Here is a 22,594-nt window from a genome sequence, read left to right on the forward strand (position 1 = left end):
CGCATATTCATGCCTCTACCCGGACACTCAGCGCGAGAAGCCCGGCGCCACGCTGGACGACAGACCACCCGCCACCCATGGACCCCACACCGCAGGATCACGCTGCTCGGTGCGCCCGGGCAGCAGCGGCTCCACATTCACATCGCGCGCCAGCGGTTTGACAAGGCGCGGCGTCACCACAATCGCCAGCTCGCTCTCCTTTTGCTGAAACTCCTGACGCTTGAACAGCACGCCCAGAATCGGAATATCGCCCAGCAAAGGAACCTTGTCGGTACCTGATGTGGTGTTGCGGCTGACCAGGCCGCCAATCACAAAGCTTTCGCCGTCGCCCAACTCCACCGTGGTATCGGCACGGCGGGTGGTAATCGAGGGGACAGTCGCACTATTCAGAACAATGGTGTTGGCGTAATCCAGCTCGCTGGCCTCCGGCGCCACCTTGAGCACAATGCGATCGTTGGACAGCACCGTGGGTGAGACCGTCAAGCCAATGCCGTAAGGCTTGTACTGAATGGCCACCATACCCGTGCCAGCAGGCACGGGAACCGGCACTTCCCCGCCCGACAAGAAATTGGCACTCTGACCCGACAGAGCCACCAGCGTTGGAGCCGCCAGCACTCGCGCCAAATTGTTGCCTTCAAGCATGCCGATGTTGACGCCAATTCCGGCCTTATCGAACTGCATCAGCAAGTTGAAGGCCTGGGTCAAAGGGTTTGCGGCCGCGCCCGTCGTGGAACTTCCGCCGCCAGTTCCATAGGACCCACGTCCAAAAATACCAAAGCTGAAACCCGAGCTGTTGGGAGCTGTGCTGAACAGGTTGAGGCCTACCTTCTTCATCTGGGTCTTGTTGAACTCGACCACCTTGACATCGACCTGCACTACATTGCTCTTGAGCTGGACGCTGGAGAGATCGACGGTCTTGGCCTTGTCGGCGGACTGCGCGTTCGCCAGCTCGCCGGCAAATTGCTGCTCTATCAGGCTGGAGGCCTTGGCTGTGCGCAATTCCACTCGCTGCTGCACATTGAGCATATAGGTCTGCGCCTGCGCTTCACCGCGCGGCCAGACCATGAACGAAGTGCTGCCAGGTTTGAGCGGGCTCAGCAGGATCTTGGCGGCAGCCCCCTTGCCCGCGCGCTTGATATGCACCGCCGCAATCGTGTCGTCGCCGATTGCAATGCGCTCCACTCCGCCGGGCAGGTTCAACTCATGCTGAGCGCCCATCACCAGCTTGATTTCCCTGGCTGCTGTCGCTTGCTGCGCTCTGCTTTCGCCTGCATTGGGCACTTGCTGCGCAAGGGCCGGGACAGTGACAACACTCAAGGACAGGCCGCAGAGCAGATACAGCGGCTTCAGCGAAAAGGTGCGGGATGCGATTGAAACAGTCTTGTTGTTCATAGATCAGTACCGCACTGTTTGGGAGTTGGCGCCACGCACGAATTCAACGGGCAGGGAAGAGTCTGCGGAAGCGGTACGTGTGCGCGGCACAGCAGGCTTGGCAACCCCGGCTGTCATGGGCTTGGCCGCATTCATGCGCGCTATCGAAGTACCTGCAGAACCTGCCAGGCTGCTCATGGCCACACCGGCCTGCGCTGCGTCAGCACCTTCCAGCGGCGCTGCAACAGCGCCTTTGGGCATGGCCACAGTCAGCACGCCGGGCAGCGGCGCAAACTTTTCCATATCCGGCTCTGTCATATCCGTCGGATTGCGCAGTGCAAGTACCAAGCTACCGTTAGAGCCTCCCAAGGCCAGTTGGCTCACCTCTGCTACAGGTACTGCAAGCACTGCAGTGCGGGCGTTGTCGGGGCCATTGGCCTGCTTGCCTTCTGCTTTCTCAGCCGTAGTCAGTGCATCGACTGACGCAGCGCCATAGGCCAGCACACGCTTGCGCGAGAGCAGCAAGCGCGCCTGGCTCTGGTCGATTTCATTGCCATCGCGGCGCAGTACAAAGAAGACATCGACAAAGTCCCCTGGGCGTATGCGATTGCCGGCGCCAATGCTTTCATCTACCTTGATGGCGACGGCACGCTCACCTTCTGCAACCTTGAGGGCAAGGCCCGTCACCATCTGCCCTTGGAGTACAGGCGCGCCCTTGGGAACGTCCACCGCGGGAACGGAGCCAATAGCAGCCTGAATCTCGCCAAAAGCACCATCGGGCTTGACGGGCAACTGCGTGAGCTGCAGATCCTCGGCCTTGAGTGTCTGACCCGCTGGAATAGCCTGTGCAGCCACCACCACGCTCATGCCGACATTGGGTTTGCTGTCACTGGCGGAAGCAGGAGCCTGAGGCTGAGGAGCCCTGGCGAGCATCCATCCATAAACGCCCAGAGCCAATGCCACTGCCAGCAAAACCCCGACCGCGATCTTTGCGACATTCACCATAACATTCCCTCTTATTACTTGGCTTCAAAGAGCAAAGCTTTATCGTTCTCAGTCAATCAAGCTAATCTGTGCGACCGCTTGCCCCTGCAACAAATTGGGAGTGGGCAGGCTCAGCAAGGGCCCTAGCAACCTGGGAATCAGCGGAGCAGAGGCATAGTTGTAATTCACCTGCATGGTCACGCAGTTCACCTGACTGGTATTGCTGCTAGCTGTGAAGGACGCAGATCCGGTACCACACAGACCAGAGGTGGCATACAAGCCCGCTGCATTGCTGAGACCTGAGCCACAGGTCGCAGAGCCAAGGCCTGCACCGATTTGGGAAAGCCAATCAGTCGCTATAGCCGCACTAGCGCAGGCCGCAGCAAGACGATCCAGCAACTGCTTCTCCTTAGTCGCCGAACTGCCAGAGGACGGTGCTGGATAGCGCACTGCGGCTCTTGCCCCTTCGGCGGCAGCCAAAGTCAGAGTCTGCTGTGCAGCAAAGATCAGGCCATAAGTAATGATGGCGTAGAAGATCAGAAAGAAGATGGGAAAGAGAATGGCAAATTCAATTGCGGCTGCACCTTGCTGTTGCTTTAATTGCATGTCCCCTCCTTTCTTCTTCTTGCTATTTATTAAGCATCAGAACAACTACCGTCGCCAACGATAGATAGGTAACATAAGGAATGAATCTTCTCCTATTTTCCTGGCGACTATCACTCAAATTTACTGCCGGAACATAAAAATACTTCGAATCACTTCGCACCACTAGGCCATGAACCACCGCAAATACGCAACTCAAGGCCCATATGGACAATAATAAACTCCAGCCTACCCAAACACCGAGAACAGTTGCAAATTTAACATCGCCAGCGCCCATCATTCCTATTGAATGAAAAATCAAAAGAATAACCAATGCCGAACCTGCACCTATCAATCTATCTTTTACAGATATGTCTATGAAATCGTATTTAATATTAGTTAATAATACAATTAATATTAATAAAAAACCAGCAAGCACAATCCAGTTAAAACACTTTCTATAGACAACATCTCCTGCTGCGGCTATGCAAAGCCACAGCAGAAATGTCATGCCAACTAACACGTTAGTTGCCTCCAGTGCCAGCACCTCCACTGGTGACAGCAACAGTTCCTAAAACATCGGTGATTCGCGTAAAAAGATTACCGATTGCATTACGAACTCCCTCCAAGGAGACGATCAGACCTACTGCAATCAGCCCGGCGATCAGGCCGTACTCAATCGCCGTTGCACCTTCTTCATCACGCCAGAATTTGATGATTTGGTCTTTCATGACTAGCTCCTTCAACAATCAGGTTTGTAGATCGCTGTGGCTGTTTTCGACCACCGCGGAACCAATCTTACGAAGCCAGAAACATCTTGAAATATTTGAAATAGCTATCAACAACTATGCAGCATAGTTCTCGGCAATTTCAATCAATGTGCAAGCGAGTACTCCCACAGAAAAACCCCAATAAAAACAAAGACTTCACAAAACACCGAGACGCATCTGCAATTTTCTTGACTCTTCCCTCACATATGTCTTCCGGTTCAATCTACGCAATCTTCATTTATTTCCTACAGATTAATAGATTTCGTCCTACATTCAATAATCGGGTTAACCCTTGTTTTTAAATGAAAAAAAACAAAAAGGCCTGCAGATAGCAGGCCTTTCTGAAACAAAAGAGATTGCTCAATAAAGTGATTCGGAAATCACTGCAGAGCTTTAATCAATTTGAGAGCAATGTCCTGCAGCGGTGGCTGCAGTTTTCTATAGGAGTCGAGCAAGCGCTGCTCATCGCTGGGTAGCGATGCGGTCTCGGAATGCAGGCCTGCCATCAATTCCAGCGCCGTGGTCTGCAGCGCGACGGCCAGTCTTGCCAGCGTGTCATTCTTGAGAGTGCGAATGGCTCCCGACTCGATCTGCGAGATGGCGGATGCAGTGACATCCGCCATCTGCGCCAGGCGCCCCTGACTCAAACCCAGCGCCTGTCGCCGGGCGCGTATGCGTTCACCTAAATGCGTCATCTATCCCACTAACTCACACTGCACGCAAATGCCTGCGCAAATATCGCGCGACTTTTTGAGCACCCCAACAACCGAGACGCTTTTATAGAAGGCCTTTGCAACCCTAACTCGGTGGCAGCAAGCAAAGACCGCCCTGCGCCCCTTGGGGGAAAGCGCAAAGCGCCTCAGGCGATGGCTCTGGTCAGGCTCCGTGGCACTTCTTGAACTTCTTGCCGCTACCGCAGGGGCAAGGGTCGTTACGGCCGGGCTGCTCGCCCTTGACGATGGTTTCCTGGCGTGGGCCCATGCTCTTCCACAGACGGTACAGGTCATACACGGCCCAGATGGCTTCGCCAAAGGCATCCACACGTTCCTGGCTGGTCGAGGCAGGACCGGCTTCGTCGTACAGATTCAGAGCCGGCTCGTCCGTGTCGTCCTCGGTCAGGTTGACGATGAACTCCATGGCCGCGTCCAGCAACTGGGCTGCTTCCTTGTCGCGTGGCGCGGCCCATTCGTCGGCCCAGTTCTCCACCACGAACATGAAACCCAGCGCCCAGACCTGAGAGAACGACGGCACTTCTTCGCCAGCCAGCTCGGCCTGTTCGGCTTCGGGCAGGATGGCGATGGCACCACGCGTGTCCAGCGCCTCGGGCTGGAAGGCCGCGTCGTCGGCCAGGGACTTGATGTCGGCATCCAGTTGCTCGCGCACTTCGGCCAGGCGCAGCTCGAACAGTTCCATGAAACGTGCCTGCTGGGCCTCGTCCTTGAAGACTTCCAGCTTGGGCAGAGGCTGGCCTTCGGCCACTTGCAGGGCTTCGCCATCGCCCAGCAGCATGGGCATGTATTCGGCAGCGGCAATGGGACGGCGTGTGCAGACCAGAGCGGTCAGGAAACCGTCACAGAATTCCCACTGGGGAATTTCGTCGCCGCGGGTGCGCAGCTCGTCGAGCAGCGCGTCCAGCTCTTCGAGCTGATCATTGCTCAGCGCGCCCTCGGGCATGTCGGCGAGAGCCGCGTCTTCTGCGGCGGAGTTAGGTGCTTGTTCTTGCATAGGGAAAGGCTTTTATGATGGCCCGAACCATTTCATCACTATCGAAGTGCAGGGCCGGGCGATGGATCAAGGGGACAAAGCATCCTGGATGGATGCCCCCGTACAGGCTGAATTTTAGCGGGCCGCCATCAACACACCCTGCCATGGGAGTATCTGCAGTGCATCGCTTCTTCAATAGTCTGCCCCTGCGCTATGGCGCCCTCTTCATTTTCGCGCTCGTGCTAGGCATTTCGCTCTACACGCTGACCACGGCAGGCAAGGGGCTTGGGTGGTTGATTGCGTCTTTGCTGCTGGTGCTTCTCGGCATCTGGGATCTGCTGCAAAAGCAGCACGCCATACTGCGCAACTATCCCGTCATGGGGCATATGCGCTTCATCTTCGAGTTCATACGCCCCGAGATTCGCCAGTACTTCATCGAAGGCGATACCGAGGCCCAGCCGTTCTCGCGCGCCCAGCGCTCGCTGGTTTATCAGCGTGCCAAGGGTCAGGTCGACAATCGGCCGTTCGGCACCCAGCTCGACGTGAGTCAGCAGGGCTATGAGTGGGTCAACCACTCCCTGCAACCCACCAAGCTCAGCTCTCATGACTTTCGCCTGTGGATTGGCGGCACGCAGGAGCAACCAGCTGAAGGAGTGGATCCCTGCACCCGCCCCTATCACGCCAGCGTCTTCAACATCTCGGCCATGAGCTTTGGCGCGCTGTCGGGCAACGCCATCCAGGCGCTGAACCAGGGCGCGAAGATGGGCGGCTTCATCCACGACACGGGCGAAGGCTCGATCAGCCAGTACCACCGCATGCATGGCGGCGATCTGATCTGGGAAGTGGCTTCGGGCTATTTCGGTTGCCGCAATGCGGACGGCACGTTCAGCGAAGAAAGATTCGTCGCCAACGCCACCGATCCGCAGGTCAAGATGATCGAGATCAAGCTAAGCCAGGGCGCCAAGCCCGGCCATGGCGGCATGCTTCCCGGCGCCAAGGTCACTCCCGAAATTGCAGCAGCACGCGGCATACCGATTGGCGTGGACTGTATTTCGCCCTCCAGTCACAGCGCTTTCTCCACCCCTGTGGAGCTGATGCAGTTCATTGCCAGGCTGCGCCGTCTTTCAGGCGGCAAGCCCACGGGCTTCAAGTTCTGCGTCGGTCACCCCTGGGAATGGTTTGCCATGGTCAAGGCCATGCTGGAAACCGATATCACGCCCGACTTCATCGTCGTCGACGGTGCCGAGGGCGGCACGGGCGCAGCGCCTGTGGAGTTTGTCGACCATGTGGGCGTGCCTCTGCAGGAAGGCCTGCTGCTGGTGCACAACACCCTGCTGGGCGTGAACCTGCGCCAGCGCATCAAGATCGGTGCGGCAGGCAAGGTCATCACGGCATTTGACATTGCCCGCATGATGGCCCTGGGTGCCGACTGGTGCAATTCGGGGCGTGGCTTCATGATGGCGCTGGGCTGCATTCAGGCACAGAGCTGCCACACCGGCACCTGCCCCACGGGCGTCACGACGCAAGACACCGTGCGCCAGCAGGCGCTGGTCGTGCCCGACAAGGCCACGCGCGTCGCCAACTTCCACCGCAACACCCTGCATGCGCTGCAGGAGCTGGTTCAAGCCGCCGGCCTCAGGCATCCCAACGAGATCACAGCCCACCATATCGTGCGCCGGCTGGACGACACCCAGGTCAGTCTGCTGTCCAACCTGATACTGCGCGTGGAACCAGGCTGCCTGCTCCAGAACCTGGAGCGCCAGCACAAGGTCTTCCAGAACTACTGGCCGCTGGCCACGGCACAGAGCTTTCAGCCCCTGCATGAACCTGTATTGCGCCCATCAGCTGCGGGCGGCGCCGACAACACGGCACAATCGCAAGCTTTTCCCCAACGCAACGGTATCTGGACCTGAGAAGCCAGAGCCTCGCGCCCGACAGATCCCACGCCGTGCCATCTCAGGATATTTCCGCCCAAGAGCAGATGCCCTCTGCGCAGAACGCCATCGATTACCAGGCATTTCTGCGCGAGCATCTGGACCAGCCTCACAGCATCATGCGCTATGAACTGGCGCATGAAACCCTTTGGGTCAAGCGCGCCAACAAAGGCAATCCGGCCCTCAACTACTGGCTGCTGAGCACGCTGGCCAAGCTGTTCAGGGCCGCCGTGCTGCAGCCCGTGCCCAACCCCGGAGGGACCGAGTCCCTGCAAACCGAGGTGCGCCGCCTGCGCAGTTTCAAGGCCAAGGGGCTGCGCGTGCCGCAAGTGCTGGCCACGGACGACCAGGCCTTTGTGATGCGCCATCTGGGCCGCCCGGGCGAAGAAGCTCCATCGCTGAGCAATGCCATCGAAGATGCGATTGCCCGGGGCGCGCAGCCCACGCTGGAGCTCTGGCGAAAAGGCCTGGAGGCCATCCAGCAGGCTCATGCCCGCGGCGAGGTGCTGAGTCAGGCCGTGGCGCGCAATATGGTGGTCTGCGCCGACGGGGTCATAGGCTTCATCGACTTTGAAGACGACCCTGCAGCCCATTTACCGCAAGCCGTCTGCATGGCGCGCGATGCGCTCAACTATGCCCAATCCACAGCGCTGTTCCTGCAGCAGGCTGGTGCGCTGGAGCAGGCCCGGGAGGCCTGGCAGCAGTTTGTGCAGCAGCTTCCCGCCGAGGCCCGGCAGGTGCTGGAGCGCACCGTCAACAAACTGAGCTGGGTGCGCTGTCTGCCCCGCAGCAAGAGCCTGGGGCGCGACACCCTGCGCGTGCTGGCTGCCCATGACTTGCTGACAGCGCCCCCGCTCTCCGCCTGAACGCAATCAAATCAATAGCTACCAGCACTCTCCCCGATTGGGCTTGAAGCCTGAAACCCATGAAAAAAGCCCCGACCATCAGGTCGGGGCTTTTTGGATTGAGGCCTATGCGCGCGCTCAGGCGTGAGCGGACACCGCCTCGTTTTCTTCCTTGCCTGCCAGAGCAGCATCCAGCTTTTCGTAGTCCAGCGCGTTTTCCCACTTGGAGACCACCACGGTGGCGACGGCGTTACCGATGAAGTTGGTCAGCGAACGGCATTCGGACATGAAGCGGTCCACACCCAGAATCAGTGCCATGCCGGCCACGGGCACCTCGGGCACCACAGCCAGGGTCGCTGCCAGGGTGATGAAGCCAGCCCCCGTCACGCCCGCCGCGCCCTTGGACGACAGCATGGCAACCAGCAGCAGCGCGATCTGGTGGCCCAGGGTCAGATGCGTGTCGGTCGCCTGGGCAATGAACAGCGCAGCCAGCGTCATGTAGATATTGGTGCCGTCCAGGTTGAAGGAGTAGCCGGTAGGCACGACCAGACCGACGACGGACTTGCTGCAGCCGGCCTTTTCCATCTTGTGCATCAGCGAAGGCAGGGCCGATTCGGAAGACGATGTGCCCAGCACCAGCAGCAGCTCGTCCTTGAGGTACTTGATCAGCTTGATCACGGAGAAGCCGCAAAAGCGCGCCACTGCACCCAGGATCACCAGCACGAACAGGGCCGAGGTGATGTAGAAGGTCAGCACCAGCTCGGCCAGGTTGACCAGCGAGCCCAGACCGAACTTGCCGATGGTGAAGGCCATGGCACCAAAGGCACCGATGGGAGCGAACTTCATCACGATGTTGACCAGCTTGAACACGGGCTTGGTCAGGGCTTCAAAGAAGTTCAGCACGGGCTTGCCGGCCTCGCCGACCATGGCCAGGGACACGCCGAACAGCACGGCCACCAGCAGCACCTGCAGGATGTTGTCGCCCACGAACGGACTGATCAGCGTCTTGGGGATGATGTCCATCACGAAGCCGGTCAGCGTCATCTCGTGCGACTTGGCCACATAGCCCTTGACGGCCGTCTGGTCCAGATCGGCGGGGTTGATATGCATGCCGGCACCGGGCTGCATGACATTGGCCACGATCAGGCCCACGACCAGCGCCAGCGTGGAGAAGGTCAGGAAATACGCCATGGCCTTGCCGAACACACGCCCCACGGCGCTCAGGTGCGTCATGCTGGCGATGCCGGTGACGATGGTCAGGAAGATCACCGGCGCGATGATCATCTTGATGAGCTTGATGAAGGCATCGCCAAAGGGCTTCATGGCCTCGCCGTAGGCGGGCTCGAAATGCCCCAGCAGCACGCCCACGATGATGGCGAACACCACCTGGAAGTAGAGCTGACGGTAGAACGGCAAGTGCTCGCGCGGAGCAGATTCTGTGGGCAGAGTGTGCACGCTGCATCTCCAAAATTGCGGGCGCACCACCGTGGTGCGCCGAATTGCTGCCGTTTGTACTCCCGCGCCCTTTTTGTGCCGATAACCCATTGGTATTAGGTCCGTACGCGCTCCCTGGGAGAGCATGCACCAACTCAGGGAAATCCCTAGGCTTCAGAATCCGCACTGAACCTGCTCCAGAGCCACACTGGACTCCTTGATCACCCACTCTCGTCATGCGTCTTGCGCGAAACCTTGCCCGAAACCGACTGTTTCTGACCCTTGTCATCGTGCTCAGCGGCATGCTGCTGAGCATGTGGGCCGCCAGTCGCGTCGCGCTGCAAACCTCTTTGCACGATGAAAGCGAAAGCGTGCAACGCCAGCTCACGCTCTATGCCCAGGCCATGGTGCAGCGCGTGGACCGCTACCGCACCCTGCCCGAGGTGCTGGCGCTCGATGCCGAACTCAAGAACGCGCTCAGCCACCCGCTCAGCGCCACCGAGGTGGACAGGCTCAACCACAAGCTGGAGCAGGCCAACGGCGCCAGCCGAGCTTCCACGCTGACCCTCATCGACAAAAGCGGCAAGGCCCTGGCCGCCAGCAACTGGCGCGACTCGCACAGCAATGTGGGCGAGGACTACAGCTTTCGCCCCTATGTGACCCAGGCGCTGAGCCAGGGCAGTGGCCGCTTCTACGGCATCGGCATGACCACGGGACTGCCCGGCTACTTTCTCTCTCAGGCCATTCATGATGATGACGGCTCGGTGCTTGGGCTTATCGCCATCAAGATCCTGTTTCAGGAGCTCGAAGGCGAGTGGAGCCAGTCGCCCGACATCGTCTTTGCCTCGGACGAGCATGGCGTGGTCTTTCTCTCCAACCGCGACGAATGGCGCTACCGCCTGCTGGAGCCGCTGTCCAGCAGCGACCAGCAGGAGGTGCGGGACACCCATCAATACGCGGGCCAGGCCCTGATTCCGCTCGGCTACCGCACCAGCCGCCAGCCTGCTGGCATCGGAATGCTGGCCCATTTCAGCCAGCCTCCCCTGGTCGACCCCATGCTCTGGCTGCGCATGGAGCTCCCCGAAAGCCAATGGCAGCTGCACCTGCTGCACGACATCGTCCATAGCCAGACAGCCAGCCACTGGGCGGCAGTGGCCGCTGGCGGCCTGTGGCTGGCCGCATCGCTGCTGGTGCTCTATATCCGCCAGCGCCAGCGCCTGGCGGCCCTGCGCCAGCGCAGCCGCAAGGAGCTGGAGACCGTGCTGCACCAGCATGCGCAGGAGCTGCGCACCGCCCAGGACGGCATTGTCCAGGCCGCCAAGCAGGCCGACACCGGACTTTCGCGCAGCCTGCAGCATCTGCCGCAAGGCGTGGTGGTGGTGGACCCACAGCTGCGGCTGGTGGCCTGGAACTCGCGCTATGTGGAGCTGTTCCGCTACCCGCCCGAGCTGATGCATGTGGGCCAGCCCATCGAGGCTCTGATACGCCACAACGCCAGGCGCGGCCTGCTGGGCAAGGGCGATGTGGAGTCTGCGATCCAACGCCGGCTCCAGCATCTGCGCAGCGGCAGCCCCCATCTGCACGAAAGCGCCAAGGGCGACGGCACGGTGCTGGAGATTCGCGGCAACCCCCTGCCCGATGGCGGCTTTGTCACCAGCTATGCCGACATCACCAGCTACAAGAACACGGCGCGCGAGCTGCGCAATCTCGCCGATACGCTGGAAAAGCGCATTGCCGATCGCACCCGGGACCTGGCCCAGGCCAAACAGGAGGCCGAGCGCGCCAACCGCTACAAGACCCGCTTTGTCGCCTCGGCCGTGCATGACCTGCTGCAGCCGCTGAATGCGGCGCGCATTTTCACCAGCCTGCTGCCCACCTATCTGCACGATGAGGCCGGCCGCCAACTGGCCCAGCGGGTGGACAAGGCACTGGCCTCTCAGGACGCCATCCTCACCAGCCTGCTCGACATCTCGCGCATGGAATCGGGCCAGCTCGAAGTCCGCGTACGTGACTTCGCGCTCAGCTCCTTGCTGGAAGTAGTGCACAACAATTTTGCGCTGCAGGCCGAAAGCGAGGGCCTGAGCCTTCACTGCATGCCCAGCCGGCTGATCGTGCGCAGCGACGAAGCCCTGCTGCGCCGCATACTGCAGAACTTTGTCTCCAACGCCATCCGCTACACGCGCAAGGGCCGTATCGTCGTGGGCTGTCGCCGCCAGGGCGACCAGGTGCGCATCGAGGTGCATGACCAGGGACCGGGCATTCCCCAGAGCCTGCAAAAGGAGATCTTCGAAGAGTTCCGCCGCCTCGACGAAGGCCATGCCGACGACCGCGGCACCGGCCTGGGCCTGGCCATCGTGGAACGCCTGGGCAGATTGCTGGACCATGAGATCGGCCTGCGCTCCACCCTGGGCAAGGGCAGCGTCTTCTGGGTCAAGGTTCCATTAGGGCAGGCTGCAGCATTGACGCCGGTATCGCAGCAGCCTTCTCCCAGCGCTCGTGTGGACAGTCCGCTGCAGGGCGGCACCGTCTGGTATGTGGAGGACGACCCCGCCACCCGCGACGCCACCTGCGCCCTGCTCGAGCGCTGGGGCTGCGATGTGCCGCTGGCCGCCAACGCCCCCGAAGCCCTGGCCTATGCAGCGCCCGGCAATGCCCCGCAACTGGTGCTGCTCGATGTGCATCTGGGCCAGCTCTACGGCCCCGATATCTATGCCCAGCTCTGCGAGCGCTGGGGGCAGCAGCCTCCGGTCATCCTGCTGACCGCTGAAGGCGATAGCACCCTGCGCCGCCAGGCTGCTGAACGCGGTTGGGGCTTTCTGGCCAAGCCGGTCAGACCGCCGGCGCTGCGGGCGCTGATGAGCCAGACGTTTCTGCGCGGACGAGAAGGCGGCAGCGCCTGAAAGCCAAAGTCACTTCCAACTGCAGCGCTTTCAGTGAATTGCGCTATAGCTATGAATTCAGGAGCCAAATCGGTCTGCACGCCATGACTGTACAAGCCGGGTGGCGGATTCTTCGATATGCTGCATCAGCCTCTGCGGCTTTCAGGCACGCGGGCCGTTCAACCCTGACAGAGACAGCATGCACCATCATCCCGTTGAATCCGCCGTTCCGCCCGGCAGCCGCATCGCACAGCGATTGGCCGGGGCCAGCTTTCACGACTCCTGGAGCATCGTCTCGGACGCCACAGGTCTGTCTGCACTGGAGCACTTCATTCTTGCCGCGCGCAAAACCCCGCGCTGGATTGAAATCTGCATGCGTGCGCGCAATCTGGTCGGCGGTCTGGTGGGGCTCAAGAACCTGGGCACCTTGTCGGCCCTGAAGCCCGGAAAACCAGCCGCCAGCTACGGCCCCGGCGATAGGGTCGGCATCTTCACAGTGTTCGAGAACACCTTTGATGAAGCCCTGATCGGCGACGACGACAAGCATCTGAAAGTCGTGCTCAGCATTCACCGCAAGAGCGACATCAGTTCCCTGGACACCGTCATCACGGTCACAACCGTCGTGCATGTCAAGAACGCACTGGGGCACCTCTACATGCTGCCCGTCAAACCCATGCACAGGCTGATCGCTCCTGCCGTTCTGTCCTCCCTGGGAGGACGAACCCATGCTGCCTAAGGAGACACACCTCTTCATGCCTGCTCTTCCTTAGACGGTTGCCAAAGACATGCGCGACTACGACAGCCTGATTCATCGACACAGCAGCAAAGACATGTGTGTGGAAAAGCCCATGTCACTCATTGCCAATCTGATCGGCTTTGCACCCGCAGAGGAAGACTTGCACTATGCGCTGGGCTTTTATGCCGGAGGCAGCGGCATTGACGACCGCCTGGCTGTGCGCTGCCGGATCGATCTTGCTCATTGGCCCGATGTGGTCAGCAGGCTGCGTCTGAAATCCGTGCATGAAGTATCGTGCGACGCCGACTGGCAAGAGGATTTCCTCTGGCTGATCGATGCACAAGATGCCCAAGGCCCGCTCCAAGCCCATTGTCATCGCTTCATCAATGCGGCGAGACAGGGTTTTCAGGACCAGGTCGATCATCGCTGGGAGATCTTTTTCTCCCACGGCAGCGATATCAATGCATGGTGTGCGGTCTGGCATAGCCAGGAGCATCTGAACTATCTAAGCTTCGATCAAGGCTGACATCCCGATGGCAGCCCGTCTCAACACAGGGGGTCGCCAGATGCTGAAATCCTATCGTGCCAGCTGCCATTGCAGCCGGGTTCAGGTTGAAGTCGGCCTGGACCTGAGCCAGCCCAGCTATCGCTGCAACTGCTCCATCTGCAGGCGCAGCCGGTTCTGGCCCGCCATCGCCAGCCCCGAAAATTTCCGCCTTATTACGGGCGAGAAGGAACTCACCCTCTATGTGTTTGGCTCGCAAAAGAACCAGCATTTCTTCTGTAAACGTTGCGGCATCCGCGTCTTTGGCGTGGGCCACGACACGCCGATAGGCCAGATGTACGGCATCAATATCGGCTGCCTGGAAGATCTTTCGGAGGAGGAGCTGTCGCGAATTCCCGTCACGTATGTCGATGGCATGCACGATCGCTGGGACGCGACGCCGGAGTTTTTCGCGCACTTGTAGCCATCGAACTGCGATGACGACTTGCAGCGGCAAGCTGCGCAGAAATGAGGTCAGAAAGGCCTCAATCCATGACCAACAAAGCGCAGCAAGCTATCGAAACAGAGAGCTCTTGAGGCACCAGGGCAATCAAACCTCGTGATCGTTTTCCAGGCTCTTGACCAGCACTGCCGCCTGGGTGCGTGAATAGCATTCGAGCTTCTTGAGAATCGCCGTCACATGGACCTTGACGGTGTTCTCGGCCAGGCCCAGTTCGTGCGCGATCTGCTTGTTGAGCAATCCGTCGGCAATGCACAGCAGCACACGAAACTGCTGGGGGGTGAGCTGGGCCAGGCGAGCGGCCAGGGCCGCATCGGCCTCCGAGCGCTCGGCAACCATGGAGGGAAAGCTGATATCCCCGCTCAGCACATCGTCAATGGCGGCACTCATATCGTCTGCCGCCGCAGACTTGGAGATAAAGCCTGCCGCCCCGAACTGCTGGGCGCGGCGGATGATGCGCGGGTCGTCATTGGACGAGATGATGATCACCGGAACCTGCGCATATTCGCCGCGCAGATGCAGCAGGGACGAGAAGCCGCGCGCTCCGGGCATGGCCAGGTCCAGCAGCACCAGCTCGATTTCAGGATTCTCCTGCATCGCTGCGCCCAAGGTCTGGGCGCTGGCCGCCTCCACAATGCGAAATTGCGGAAAGCGGTCGTGCAGCACCTGGATCAACGCTGCGCGAAACAGCGGGTGATCGTCGGCAACGAGAAGAGTGGGCTCGAACATGGCCCGGAGTCTGCCACGGCTGGCACGGCGCTGCATCTGCAAAAACGCATATCCCGCAGCGCCCGTGCCTGTCCGTCACCCAAGCTGCGGCCCACTGAGTCCGGTTCTCAATCGAGCTTGATGTTGTTGGCCGTGATCACACGCCCCCATTTGCTGCGTTCGTTGCTGACAAATTTCTCCATCTGCTCGGAGCTGCCGGGCATGGGCTCGACCCCCATGGCTGCCAGACGGGCCTTGGTGCGCGTGTCGGCCAACGCAAACTGCAGCGACTGGCTGAACTTCTTGACCACCTCGGCCGAGCTGCCCTTGGGCACGACGATGCCCTGCCAGGCATAGCCTTCGAAGCCCTTGAGGCCCTGCTCCTGCAAGGTGGCGACCTTGGGCAGCACATCGATGCGGGCCGGGCTGGCCACGCCTATGGCCTTGAGCTTTTTCTCGCCGAGGAAGGGAATAATGGTGGCGCTATCGGCCCACATGGCAGGTATCTGGCCGCCGATCACATCCTGCACTGCGGGCGCAGCACCGCGATAAGGAACATGGGTCATATTGCCCAGACCGGCTTCTTCGCGGAACAGCTCGCCAACCAGATGATGAGGGCTGCCCAGGCCGGCCGAGCCCCAGCTCACGCCGGTCTTCTGCTGCTTGGCCCAGGCGACAAACTCGCTCAGATTGCTGACCGGCACGTCGTTGTTGACCACCAGCAGCATGGGAAAGCGCACCAGCATGCCCACGGGCTTGAAGTCTTTTTCGGCGTTGTAGTTGAGCTTGCGGAACAGAAACGGATTGGCAGCCAGCGTGGCGAAGTCGGCCGTGAACATCAGGTTGCCGTAGTCATGCGAGCGCGCGCTGTACTCGGCCGCGATATTGGTTCCCGCACCAGGCTTGTTGTTGATGACGATGGGGCGCTCCAGATTGCGCCCCATGGCTTCGGCAATCACGCGGGCCACCACGTCGGAGCCCCCGCCTGCGGCGTAGCCTATGACCCATTCCAGGGGCTTTTCCTGGGCCATGGCGGCCGGCCCTGCAGCCCATGCCAGCGTCGAGCAGGCCAGTGCGGCCAGAAATTTTTTTCGTTGCATCATCCTTGTCTCCTTGATTCATGGCCCCTTGAATAGATTTTGGTGACGGGGCCTTTAGGGGATGGCGCAGCTGCCGCCAGGCCGGCGGCTTGCTGCATCTCAAGCGGCAGCGTGTACCGGGGCAACCGGTGTCACGGCACCGCGCTCGGCCGGGTCCGCACCGGCAGGAGCGAATCCTGCGCTGGCGCGGGCCAGTTCGAGCGCATGCAGCAAGGTCTCTTGATGGCCGATGTGATTGGCCAGCAGCAGCACCAGGCGGGCATTGAGGGCGTGGCTTTGCGCGGTTTCCAGGCCCTGATGCGTGGCGATCAGGGCTTCATAGAAATCGTCGCAGGCCTGCAGATTCGGGTGAGTGGACAGCATGGCGGTCTCCTTAAAAAGAGGTGAATTCTCTGGATGCGTACTCCACCAGAGACAGCGAGCAAGGGCCTAGGCCGACTGCACCGCCCCGCAGCGAAGCTGTCGTCGGTTGCCCGCATGCCCTCTCCCGCGTAGCAAGAGAGGACGCCTCAGGGGAAGCCTTCATTTCAACCGCCGGCGCGCTGCAGCGCGGCACGCACGGCAGCCTCGTCGGGACGGCGCCAGCGCGCGCAGACATGCTGATCGGGGCGCAGCAGGTAACTGGTGCCGGGGCGCGCATCCAGGCGCTGCGCGGCCAGACCCTGGGCATCCAGCAGATCGGCTTGCGCGGCCCCGGCATCGCCCTCGGCGGCTATCGAGAGATTGAGCACACCGGTCAGCTCGCGCGCCCAGGCCGGCGTTGGGCCGAAATGCAGCAGCGTGAAGTCCGGGCCCAGGGCGCGCAGCAGCCAGGTGGTCTGGCTGTCGCCGGGACGGCGCATGGGCGCATCGCTGAGCACGGCGCCGGGCAGTTGCGAACCCGCGAACGCCTCGCTGTCCGGCGTGTTGAGCGGCGAGTGATGCAGCGTGGCCGGCACCGACAGACGCCCGCTGTTGACGATGCGACGCGCAAACTCATGCTCGCGCGCCAGCTCCAGCGCCGCATCGCGAAACAGGCGGCTGATCTCGCTCTTGGGCGTGATGAAGTCGGTGGCGCGCGTGGAGTTGCGGATGTTCTCGTCGGCCGCGTATTCGCGCTCGGCGCCGTAGGTCGCGATCAGCGCAGCATCGGCCTGGCCGCGCAGCACGCGGTCGAGCTTCCAGGCCAGGTTTTCGGCATCCTGCACGCCGCTGTTGGCGCCGCGTGCGCCGAAGGGCGAGACGCCATGCGCGCTGTCGCCCGCGAAGACCACACGGCCGTGGACGAAGCGGTCCATGCGCAGGCAGGCAAAGGTGTAGACGCTGGCCCATTCGAGCTCGAAGTGCGCGTCCTTGCCCAGCAATGCGCGGATGCGCGGCAGGATGTTCTCGGGCTTTTTCTCCTCCTCGGGATCGGCCTCCCAGCCCAGCTGGAAGTCGATGCGCCAGACATCGTCGGGCTGGCGGTGCAGCAGCACGCTCTGGCCCGGATGGAACGGCGGATCGAACCAGAACCAGCGCTCGGTCGGGAAGTCCGCATGCATCTTCACATCGGCAATCAGAAAACGGTCGCGGAAGATGCGGCCATGGCTTTCCTGGCCCAGCAGGCCGCGCAAGGGCGAGCGCGAGCCGTCGCAGGCCAGCACCCACTGGGCATCGATCCGGTACTCGCCCTCGGGCGTTTCCATTGTCAGCAGCGCACCATCGGCGCGCGGCGCCAGCGCCGTGACCTTGTTGTGCCAGCGCAGGTCGATCAGCGGCAACTGCAGGGCGCGCTCGACCAGATAGGCTTCGGCGTAGTACTGCTGCAGATTGATGAAGGCCGGGCGCTCGTGACCGGCTTCGGGCAGCAGATCGAACTGGTAGAGCGACTGATCCCTGGCAAACACCTTGCCCAGATTCCAGGACACGCCCTTGTCCACCATGGGCTGGCCCACGCCCAGGCGGTCCCAGATCTCCAGCGTGCGCTTGGAAAAGCAGATGGCGCGCGAGCCCGTGGACAGCTTGCAGTCGTTGTCGAGCACCACCACCGGCTGGCCGCGCTGCGCCAGATCGATGGCCAGCGACAGGCCCACGGGCCCGGCGCCGACGACCACCACGGGGTGGCGAGCCGGCGCATCGGCATCCTGGTCCGCATGACGCCGATAAGGAATCTGGATGGACTGGATGTCGGCGGCGCTGCCGCGCAGGGCGTCAAGAGAAATGGCGGTGGTGGACATGGCGTTCATCGGTGCGCAAACCTTGAAAAGCGTGGATCTGTTTCTTGGGGCAAAAGCCGCCCCTCCGGCTCTTTGCGGTCGGATTCAAACTCTGTTTTTTGATAGCTGTTACCGCTTGTCATTCAATGAATTCAACGCTGTTTCTATTTGAATTCGTTGAAATCAAAGCGCAAGCAGCTCCTGTTTTAGATAGCTTTGCAGTAGACCGCCGCGCCTGCGCAAGAGACTGCCGGCTGGGCGGCCCAGGAGGCGATCAGCCTTCCAGCGCCAGCCACATCTCGCGGTCGCGCTCGGCAGTCCAGATGCGCGGGTCGGCGTGGCCCGATGCCTCGTCATAGGCACGTGTCACGTCAAACGGCATGCAGTGGTTGAAGATCACCCAATGGCCGTATTTGGGCTGCAGCTTGGCAAAGGCTGCCTCGTAGACCTTGCGCAAGTCCTGACGCGCATCGGCGCCGGCCTTGACCTCGGCCCACAGGTCGCTGATGAAATTGCGCGTGCCCGCCAGGCCGGCCTGCACTTCGGCCGCGTTCTGCAGCGCCGCACCGCGGCCGGGCACCAGCTTTTCGGGCTTGAGGGCGGCAATCGCATCCAGCGTCTGCGGCCAGTCCTGGAAATAGGCGTCGCCGGCATAGGGCGTGGCATCGAACTCGACCAGGTCGCCGCTGAACAGCACCTTCTCCTGGGGCAGCCAGACCACGGTATCGCCCTTGGTGTGGCCACGGCCCAGCTGCAGGATCTGCACCTCGAGCTTGCCCAGCCACAGCGTCATCTTGCCGGTGAAGGTCATGGTCGGCCAGGTCATGCCCTCGGGCACGCTCTCGACGTTCTGGAACAGGCGCGGAAAGCGGCCGATCTCGCTGGCCTTGTCCTGCTCGCCACGCTCGACGATGAGGTCGTAGGTGTCCTGGCTGGCAATGATGTGCTCGGCGCCATAGGCCGAGGCACCCAGCACGCGCACCGCGTGGTAATGCGACAGCGTGACGTATTTGATGGGCTTGTCCGTGACCTCGCGAATGCGGCGGATCACGTCCTCGGCCATGACGGGCGTGGCCTGGGTGTCGATGACCATCACGGCGTCGTCGCCAATGATGATGCCGGTGTTGGGGTCGCCTTCGGCCGTGTAGGCATAAGCATGTTCGGAGAGCTTGTCGAAGCTCACCTTCTTGACTTCAAGGTCGGCGGCGGAGGCAAAGGTCTTGGTGCTCATCGTTGCAATCTCTTTGTTTTAAACAAATGCATTCAGCTTTATCGAATTTCTGAATGCTAGATATAAATTCAACATTGCACAATCGATTTGTCATAGTGAAAAACCCTTGAGACTTTCCAGCCGCTTTTCCACCGTCACAATGCCGTCATGCCTCATGCCAACTCTTCTTCGACCGACGCCCGTTTGATGCTCGAATCCAGTGACGACGAACCCGCGCGCGCACCGCGCGGCATACAGAGCGTGGAAGTCGGCGGCCAGTTGCTCAAGGTGCTGGCGCGCACGGGCCGGCGCATGGCGCTCAAGGATCTGGCACGCGAGGCGGAGATGACGGCAGCCAAGGCCCACCCCTATCTGGTGAGTTTTTGCAAGCTGGGCCTGATGGAGCAGGATCGCGTCAGCGGCCACTACGGCCTGGGGCCGCTGGCCATTCAGATGGGACTCATCAGCCTGCAGCAGGCAGATCCCGTGCGCATGGCGATTGCCGAGCTGCCCGCCCTGGCGCAAGAGGTGGGCTACACCGTGTCGGTTTCCATGTGGAGCGGCCAGGGGCCGACCATCATCCGCGTCGAGGAAGGCCCGACCCATGTCTATGTGGCCATGCGCCACGGCACGCCGGCCTCCTTGCGCCATACCGCCACGGGCAAGATTTTTGCGGCCTTTGGCGACCCGGCCCGTATCGCACCGCTGCTGCAGGCAGAAGGCCACAGCCTGAACGAACCGGCGTTTGCCAAGGAGCTGGACGCCATTCGCCGCAACCACCTGAGCGTGGTCGAGAACCAGTTGCTGTCGGGCGTAAGCGCGCTGGCGGTGCCGGTGTTCGACGGCTTCGGCCAACTGGTGCTGGCGATTGCCGCCATCGGCCCTTCGGTCACGCTGACGCTGGACCCCGCTGGTCTGCCGGCCCAGAAACTGCAGGCCCAGGCCCGTCAGCTATCCCTGCGCCTCGGAGCCCCGGCTGTGCTGACCGGGGCCTGAGACCTAGGCCCGGTAGCCCAGCGAAGCGCTGATACTGCGCGCCTCTTCGCATACAGCCTGGGCAATGCGGCCCTGCGGATCGGGGTCGAAGCCGCCGCTGGCCCCGAGCGCGCAGAGCACGGCCACCACATGACCGTTGTAGTCGAGCAAGGGCGCCGCAACGGCGCTGATGCCAGGCAGATTCAGGTCCCGGATCGCCGCACAGCCCGCTGCGCGAATCTCGCTGCGCAGCTGCTCCAGAGGCTTGCTCGCATGCAACAGACGGCGATGCTCGGGGCTGGCTGCCTCCAGCTCGCGCGCCAGCAGCGCCTCGACCTCGGGCTGCGGCTCCATGAAGGCAAAGAATGCCCGCCCCGTGGCCGACCACAGCATGGACATGACCGAACCCACACGCACATTGACGGTAATGGGCAGGCTGGGCTCTTCAAAGCGCACGATGGTGGGGCCCATATTGCCCATGACCGCGACAAAACTCGTGACCTGCAAGGACTCGCGCAGATGCTGCAAAGCAGGCTCGGACATGCGCACAGGATCGTTCTGGCGCATCGCAGCCAGGCCGATATGGATGGCCTCGCGTCCCAGCGCGTACTGGGTGCCGCCACGATCCTGCTCCACCAGGCCCTCGGCCATGAGACTGGCCAGATAGCGATGCACCTTGGCCGGACTTTCATCGACGGCAGCGCCGATGGCCGTGAGACTGGCACGACCGCCCAGCCCGGCCAGTGCCTTGAGCACGGCCAGACAGGTCTCCGCTGCCTGCACACGCTGGCGACGTTGATCCGGCTCTTGCCGGGCATTCTGCGACGCCACTCTTGCTGCGGGGCTGGCTGCTTGCCGCTTCGCCATCGCCAAAGTCTTCTTCTCGATTTTCATAGCTGGTTGCGCCTGTCTCGTAAGCCGTTGAAGGCATTTTCACGCATGTCTCGTGCTGGCTCTCGGGTAATCCCTTGAAGCATATTTACGCTATGCGTATAAAAATTACGCAAAGCAATTTCCGTATTAAAGCGGAACCGCAGGCGGAGTGAAGCTTGGTTAACCCGCAGGCAAACAACACCACAGCCCAGGAGACACCCTCAATGAAAAAACGCCTCTTCACCGCCTCGGTTCTGGCCACCAGCATGCTCTGGCTGGCCGCAGCCCCTGGCACCGCCGTGGCCCAGGACAAGTACCCGAGCAAGAGCGTGCGCTGGATCGTTCCCTACGCCGCCGGCGGTGGCTCGGACTTCCTGGCCCGCACCATAGGCCAGGCCTGGGGCGCCCACGCCCATCAGCCCATCGTCGTGGACAACCGCCCGGGCGGCAACACAGCCATAGGCGCATCGGAGACCGCGCGCGCACCGGCCGACGGCTATACCGTGCTGTCGGCCGACAACGGCACGCTGATCTTCAACCCCGTGCTCTACAAGAGCCTGAGCTACAACCCCGGCAAGGACCTCACTCCCGTCACGCTCATGGGCCGCTTTCCCATGATTCTGGTGGCCGGCCCCGCCGAGAAGGCCAAGACCGCCAAGGAGTTCATTGCCGCCGCCAAGGCCAGTGCCGAGGGCGTGAACTACGGCTCCGCCGGCGCGGGCAGCCCCCATCACCTGGCCATGGAACTGCTGAAGTCCGAGGCCGGCCTCAAGCTCGCCCATGCGCCCTATCGCGGTGCGGCTCCGGCGCTGGCCGATGTGGCAGGCGGTCAGATTCCCGTGATGATGGTGGACCTGGCCGCCGGCGCCGGCTTCATCAAGGGTGGCAAGGTGCGTCCGCTGGCCGTGGCCAATGCCACGCGCCTGCCCCAATTGCCCGATGTGCCCACCTTCGGCGAGCTGGGCCTGCCTGGCGTGCAGGCTGCGGCCCTGGTCGGCATGGTGGCACCGGCCAAGACACCGGCCAACGTCGTCACGGCGCTGAACAAGCAGGTGGTCGCCGCCATCAACGAGCCTGCCGTCAAGCAAAAGCTCATCGACTTTGGCGTGGAGCCGGTGGGCAACACGCCCGAGCAGTTCCAGACACTGATCCACAGCGAAAGCGCACGCTGGCAAAAGCTGATCAAGGATCTGAACATCACGCTGGACTGATTGCCCCGCTGATCCATGCCGCAGAGGCTGGCGGCAGGCCGCCTCTGCACTCTCGTCCGATGGCGCAAGCCATCTCCTGCCTCTTTGCGTTTGCGAG

The 22,594-nt window shown here is 61.6% G+C and carries 23 protein-coding genes; 9 read left to right on the forward strand and 14 right to left on the reverse strand.

Translation table 11 applies throughout. The annotated features are described in order from the left end of the window. Window positions 1-27: 27 nt before the first annotated feature. From AAIL67_RS12170 to AAIL67_RS12200, 7 genes are all read right to left on the reverse strand, one after another. Complete coding sequence (locus AAIL67_RS12170; RefSeq protein ID WP_224649158.1) at window positions 28-1,392, reverse strand: pilus assembly protein N-terminal domain-containing protein; 1,365 nt, start codon at window positions 1,390-1,392, stop codon at window positions 28-30. 3 nt (window positions 1,393-1,395) lie between these two features. Continuing rightward, window positions 1,396-2,376, reverse strand: coding sequence for a Flp pilus assembly protein CpaB (gene cpaB, locus AAIL67_RS12175; protein WP_343484117.1), 981 nt, complete (start codon window positions 2,374-2,376; stop codon window positions 1,396-1,398). A gap of 48 nt (window positions 2,377-2,424) precedes the next feature. Next, window positions 2,425-2,961, reverse strand: coding sequence for a TadE family protein (locus AAIL67_RS12180; protein WP_034404595.1), 537 nt, complete (start codon window positions 2,959-2,961; stop codon window positions 2,425-2,427). A gap of 22 nt (window positions 2,962-2,983) precedes the next feature. After that, a complete protein-coding gene (locus AAIL67_RS12185) occupies window positions 2,984-3,448 on the reverse strand; it encodes an A24 family peptidase (RefSeq protein WP_131394466.1) in 465 nt (154 codons plus the stop codon). 13 nt (window positions 3,449-3,461) lie between these two features. After that, window positions 3,462-3,668, reverse strand: coding sequence for a Flp family type IVb pilin (locus tag AAIL67_RS12190; protein WP_034404597.1), 207 nt, complete (start codon window positions 3,666-3,668; stop codon window positions 3,462-3,464). Between the two features lie 419 nt (window positions 3,669-4,087). Continuing rightward, window positions 4,088-4,402 (reverse strand): helix-turn-helix transcriptional regulator, encoded by a 315-nt coding sequence (locus AAIL67_RS12195; RefSeq protein WP_034355129.1) that lies wholly within the window; start codon window positions 4,400-4,402, stop codon window positions 4,088-4,090. Window positions 4,403-4,583: 181 nt separating this feature from the next. Beyond that, window positions 4,584-5,381 (reverse strand): YecA family protein, encoded by a 798-nt coding sequence (locus tag AAIL67_RS12200; protein WP_003076152.1) that lies wholly within the window; start codon window positions 5,379-5,381, stop codon window positions 4,584-4,586. 194 nt (window positions 5,382-5,575) lie between these two features. On the opposite strand from AAIL67_RS12200, the gene AAIL67_RS12205 reads away from it, so the two are divergent. Further along, window positions 5,576-7,324: an FMN-binding glutamate synthase family protein gene (locus AAIL67_RS12205; RefSeq protein ID WP_343484118.1), complete on the forward strand. Its 1,749-nt coding sequence runs from the start codon at window positions 5,576-5,578 to the stop codon at window positions 7,322-7,324. Window positions 7,325-7,392: 68 nt separating this feature from the next. Next, window positions 7,393-8,211 carry an RIO1 family regulatory kinase/ATPase gene (locus AAIL67_RS12210; RefSeq protein WP_343484119.1) on the forward strand — a complete coding sequence of 273 codons (819 nt, stop codon included), beginning with the start codon at window positions 7,393-7,395 and terminating at the stop codon, window positions 8,209-8,211. Window positions 8,212-8,328: 117 nt separating this feature from the next. On the opposite strand, the gene AAIL67_RS12215 is transcribed toward AAIL67_RS12210, so the two are convergent. Beyond that, on the reverse strand, window positions 8,329-9,645 hold the full coding sequence (locus tag AAIL67_RS12215; RefSeq protein ID WP_003068289.1) for a dicarboxylate/amino acid:cation symporter: 1,317 nt from the start codon (window positions 9,643-9,645) through the stop codon (window positions 8,329-8,331). 215 nt (window positions 9,646-9,860) lie between these two features. Here AAIL67_RS12215 and AAIL67_RS12220 point away from each other — a divergent pair, with 215 nt between their 5' ends. The 4 genes from AAIL67_RS12220 to AAIL67_RS12235 all read left to right on the forward strand — a co-directional run bounded on the left by AAIL67_RS12220 (window position 9,861) and on the right by AAIL67_RS12235 (window position 14,207). Next, complete coding sequence (locus tag AAIL67_RS12220; RefSeq protein WP_343484120.1) at window positions 9,861-12,524, forward strand: PAS-domain containing protein; 2,664 nt, start codon at window positions 9,861-9,863, stop codon at window positions 12,522-12,524. A 178-nt stretch (window positions 12,525-12,702) separates the two neighbouring features. Further along, a complete protein-coding gene (locus tag AAIL67_RS12225; RefSeq protein ID WP_063663517.1) occupies window positions 12,703-13,239 on the forward strand; it encodes a DUF2867 domain-containing protein in 537 nt (178 codons plus the stop codon). Window positions 13,240-13,351: 112 nt separating this feature from the next. Beyond that, window positions 13,352-13,765 (forward strand): hypothetical protein, encoded by a 414-nt coding sequence (locus AAIL67_RS12230; protein WP_231905883.1) that lies wholly within the window; start codon window positions 13,352-13,354, stop codon window positions 13,763-13,765. 7 nt (window positions 13,766-13,772) lie between these two features. Next, window positions 13,773-14,207: a GFA family protein gene (locus AAIL67_RS12235; protein ID WP_231905882.1), complete on the forward strand. Its 435-nt coding sequence runs from the start codon at window positions 13,773-13,775 to the stop codon at window positions 14,205-14,207. A 126-nt stretch (window positions 14,208-14,333) separates the two neighbouring features. Here AAIL67_RS12235 and AAIL67_RS12240 read toward each other — a convergent pair whose 3' ends face one another. The 4 genes from AAIL67_RS12240 to AAIL67_RS12255 form a co-directional block, all read right to left on the reverse strand. Beyond that, the gene (locus AAIL67_RS12240) at window positions 14,334-14,972 is read right to left on the reverse strand and encodes a response regulator transcription factor (RefSeq protein WP_343484121.1); all 639 of its coding nucleotides are present in this window, start codon (window positions 14,970-14,972) and stop codon (window positions 14,334-14,336) included. Between the two features lie 107 nt (window positions 14,973-15,079). Then, entirely contained in the window at window positions 15,080-16,054 is a 975-nt protein-coding gene (locus tag AAIL67_RS12245) for a tripartite tricarboxylate transporter substrate binding protein (RefSeq protein WP_229227758.1), read from the reverse strand. Between the two features lie 96 nt (window positions 16,055-16,150). Continuing rightward, window positions 16,151-16,414, reverse strand: a complete 264-nt coding sequence (locus AAIL67_RS12250; protein ID WP_063663511.1) for a DUF2783 domain-containing protein — start codon at window positions 16,412-16,414, stop codon at window positions 16,151-16,153. A gap of 164 nt (window positions 16,415-16,578) precedes the next feature. Further along, entirely contained in the window at window positions 16,579-18,249 is a 1,671-nt protein-coding gene (locus AAIL67_RS12255; RefSeq protein ID WP_343484122.1) for an FAD-dependent oxidoreductase, read from the reverse strand. Here AAIL67_RS12255 and AAIL67_RS12260 point away from each other — a divergent pair. Beyond that, a complete protein-coding gene (locus AAIL67_RS12260) occupies window positions 18,248-18,400 on the forward strand; it encodes a hypothetical protein (protein ID WP_165570837.1) in 153 nt (50 codons plus the stop codon). The two genes, AAIL67_RS12255 and AAIL67_RS12260, sit on opposite strands and share 2 nt — an antisense overlap. 102 nt (window positions 18,401-18,502) lie before the next feature. On the opposite strand, the gene AAIL67_RS12265 is transcribed toward AAIL67_RS12260, so the two are convergent. Continuing rightward, a complete protein-coding gene (locus AAIL67_RS12265; protein WP_034395925.1) occupies window positions 18,503-19,459 on the reverse strand; it encodes an MBL fold metallo-hydrolase in 957 nt (318 codons plus the stop codon). A 147-nt stretch (window positions 19,460-19,606) separates the two neighbouring features. Between AAIL67_RS12265 and AAIL67_RS12270 the strand changes: the two genes are divergently transcribed. Then, window positions 19,607-20,434 carry an IclR family transcriptional regulator gene (locus tag AAIL67_RS12270; protein WP_063663509.1) on the forward strand — a complete coding sequence of 276 codons (828 nt, stop codon included), beginning with the start codon at window positions 19,607-19,609 and terminating at the stop codon, window positions 20,432-20,434. Between the two features lie 3 nt (window positions 20,435-20,437). Here the strand turns inward: AAIL67_RS12270 and AAIL67_RS12275 are convergent, their stop codons facing one another. Further along, the gene (locus tag AAIL67_RS12275; RefSeq protein WP_034355361.1) at window positions 20,438-21,280 is read right to left on the reverse strand and encodes an IclR family transcriptional regulator; all 843 of its coding nucleotides are present in this window, start codon (window positions 21,278-21,280) and stop codon (window positions 20,438-20,440) included. 230 nt (window positions 21,281-21,510) lie between these two features. On the opposite strand from AAIL67_RS12275, the gene AAIL67_RS12280 reads away from it, so the two are divergent. Then, window positions 21,511-22,497 (forward strand): tripartite tricarboxylate transporter substrate binding protein, encoded by a 987-nt coding sequence (locus AAIL67_RS12280; protein WP_063663506.1) that lies wholly within the window; start codon window positions 21,511-21,513, stop codon window positions 22,495-22,497. Window positions 22,498-22,594: the final 97 nt, after the last annotated feature.

Source organism: Comamonas sp. A7-5, from assembly GCF_039581385.1.
GTDB lineage: Bacteria > Pseudomonadota > Gammaproteobacteria > Burkholderiales > Burkholderiaceae_C > Comamonas > Comamonas thiooxydans.

Excerpts from the sequence above, each read along its gene's own strand:
- AAIL67_RS12170 (WP_224649158.1), bottom strand. The coding sequence starts at position 1,392 with ATGAACAACAAGACTGTTTCAATCGCATCCCGCACCTTTTCGCTGAAG.
- cpaB (WP_343484117.1), bottom strand. The coding sequence starts at position 2,376 with ATGGTGAATGTCGCAAAGATCGCGGTCGGGGTTTTGCTGGCAGTGGCA.
- AAIL67_RS12180 (WP_034404595.1), bottom strand. The coding sequence starts at position 2,961 with ATGCAATTAAAGCAACAGCAAGGTGCAGCCGCAATTGAATTTGCCATT.
- AAIL67_RS12185 (WP_131394466.1), bottom strand. The coding sequence starts at position 3,448 with ATGACATTTCTGCTGTGGCTTTGCATAGCCGCAGCAGGAGATGTTGTC.
- AAIL67_RS12190 (WP_034404597.1), bottom strand. The coding sequence starts at position 3,668 with ATGAAAGACCAAATCATCAAATTCTGGCGTGATGAAGAAGGTGCAACG.
- AAIL67_RS12195 (WP_034355129.1), bottom strand. The coding sequence starts at position 4,402 with ATGACGCATTTAGGTGAACGCATACGCGCCCGGCGACAGGCGCTGGGT.
- AAIL67_RS12200 (WP_003076152.1), bottom strand. The coding sequence starts at position 5,381 with ATGCCCGAGGGCGCGCTGAGCAATGATCAGCTCGAAGAGCTGGACGCG.
- AAIL67_RS12205 (WP_343484118.1), top strand. The coding sequence starts at position 5,576 with ATGGGAGTATCTGCAGTGCATCGCTTCTTCAATAGTCTGCCCCTGCGC.
- AAIL67_RS12210 (WP_343484119.1), top strand. The coding sequence starts at position 7,393 with ATGCCCTCTGCGCAGAACGCCATCGATTACCAGGCATTTCTGCGCGAG.
- AAIL67_RS12220 (WP_343484120.1), top strand. The coding sequence starts at position 9,861 with ATGCGTCTTGCGCGAAACCTTGCCCGAAACCGACTGTTTCTGACCCTT.
- AAIL67_RS12225 (WP_063663517.1), top strand. The coding sequence starts at position 12,703 with ATGCACCATCATCCCGTTGAATCCGCCGTTCCGCCCGGCAGCCGCATC.
- AAIL67_RS12230 (WP_231905883.1), top strand. The coding sequence starts at position 13,352 with ATGTCACTCATTGCCAATCTGATCGGCTTTGCACCCGCAGAGGAAGAC.
- AAIL67_RS12235 (WP_231905882.1), top strand. The coding sequence starts at position 13,773 with ATGGCAGCCCGTCTCAACACAGGGGGTCGCCAGATGCTGAAATCCTAT.
- AAIL67_RS12240 (WP_343484121.1), bottom strand. The coding sequence starts at position 14,972 with ATGTTCGAGCCCACTCTTCTCGTTGCCGACGATCACCCGCTGTTTCGC.
- AAIL67_RS12245 (WP_229227758.1), bottom strand. The coding sequence starts at position 16,054 with ATGATGCAACGAAAAAAATTTCTGGCCGCACTGGCCTGCTCGACGCTG.
- AAIL67_RS12250 (WP_063663511.1), bottom strand. The coding sequence starts at position 16,414 with ATGCTGTCCACTCACCCGAATCTGCAGGCCTGCGACGATTTCTATGAA.
- AAIL67_RS12260 (WP_165570837.1), top strand. The coding sequence starts at position 18,248 with ATGGCGTTCATCGGTGCGCAAACCTTGAAAAGCGTGGATCTGTTTCTT.
- AAIL67_RS12255 (WP_343484122.1), bottom strand. The coding sequence starts at position 18,249 with ATGTCCACCACCGCCATTTCTCTTGACGCCCTGCGCGGCAGCGCCGCC.
- AAIL67_RS12265 (WP_034395925.1), bottom strand. The coding sequence starts at position 19,459 with ATGAGCACCAAGACCTTTGCCTCCGCCGCCGACCTTGAAGTCAAGAAG.
- AAIL67_RS12270 (WP_063663509.1), top strand. The coding sequence starts at position 19,607 with ATGCCTCATGCCAACTCTTCTTCGACCGACGCCCGTTTGATGCTCGAA.
- AAIL67_RS12275 (WP_034355361.1), bottom strand. The coding sequence starts at position 21,280 with ATGGCGAAGCGGCAAGCAGCCAGCCCCGCAGCAAGAGTGGCGTCGCAG.
- AAIL67_RS12280 (WP_063663506.1), top strand. The coding sequence starts at position 21,511 with ATGAAAAAACGCCTCTTCACCGCCTCGGTTCTGGCCACCAGCATGCTC.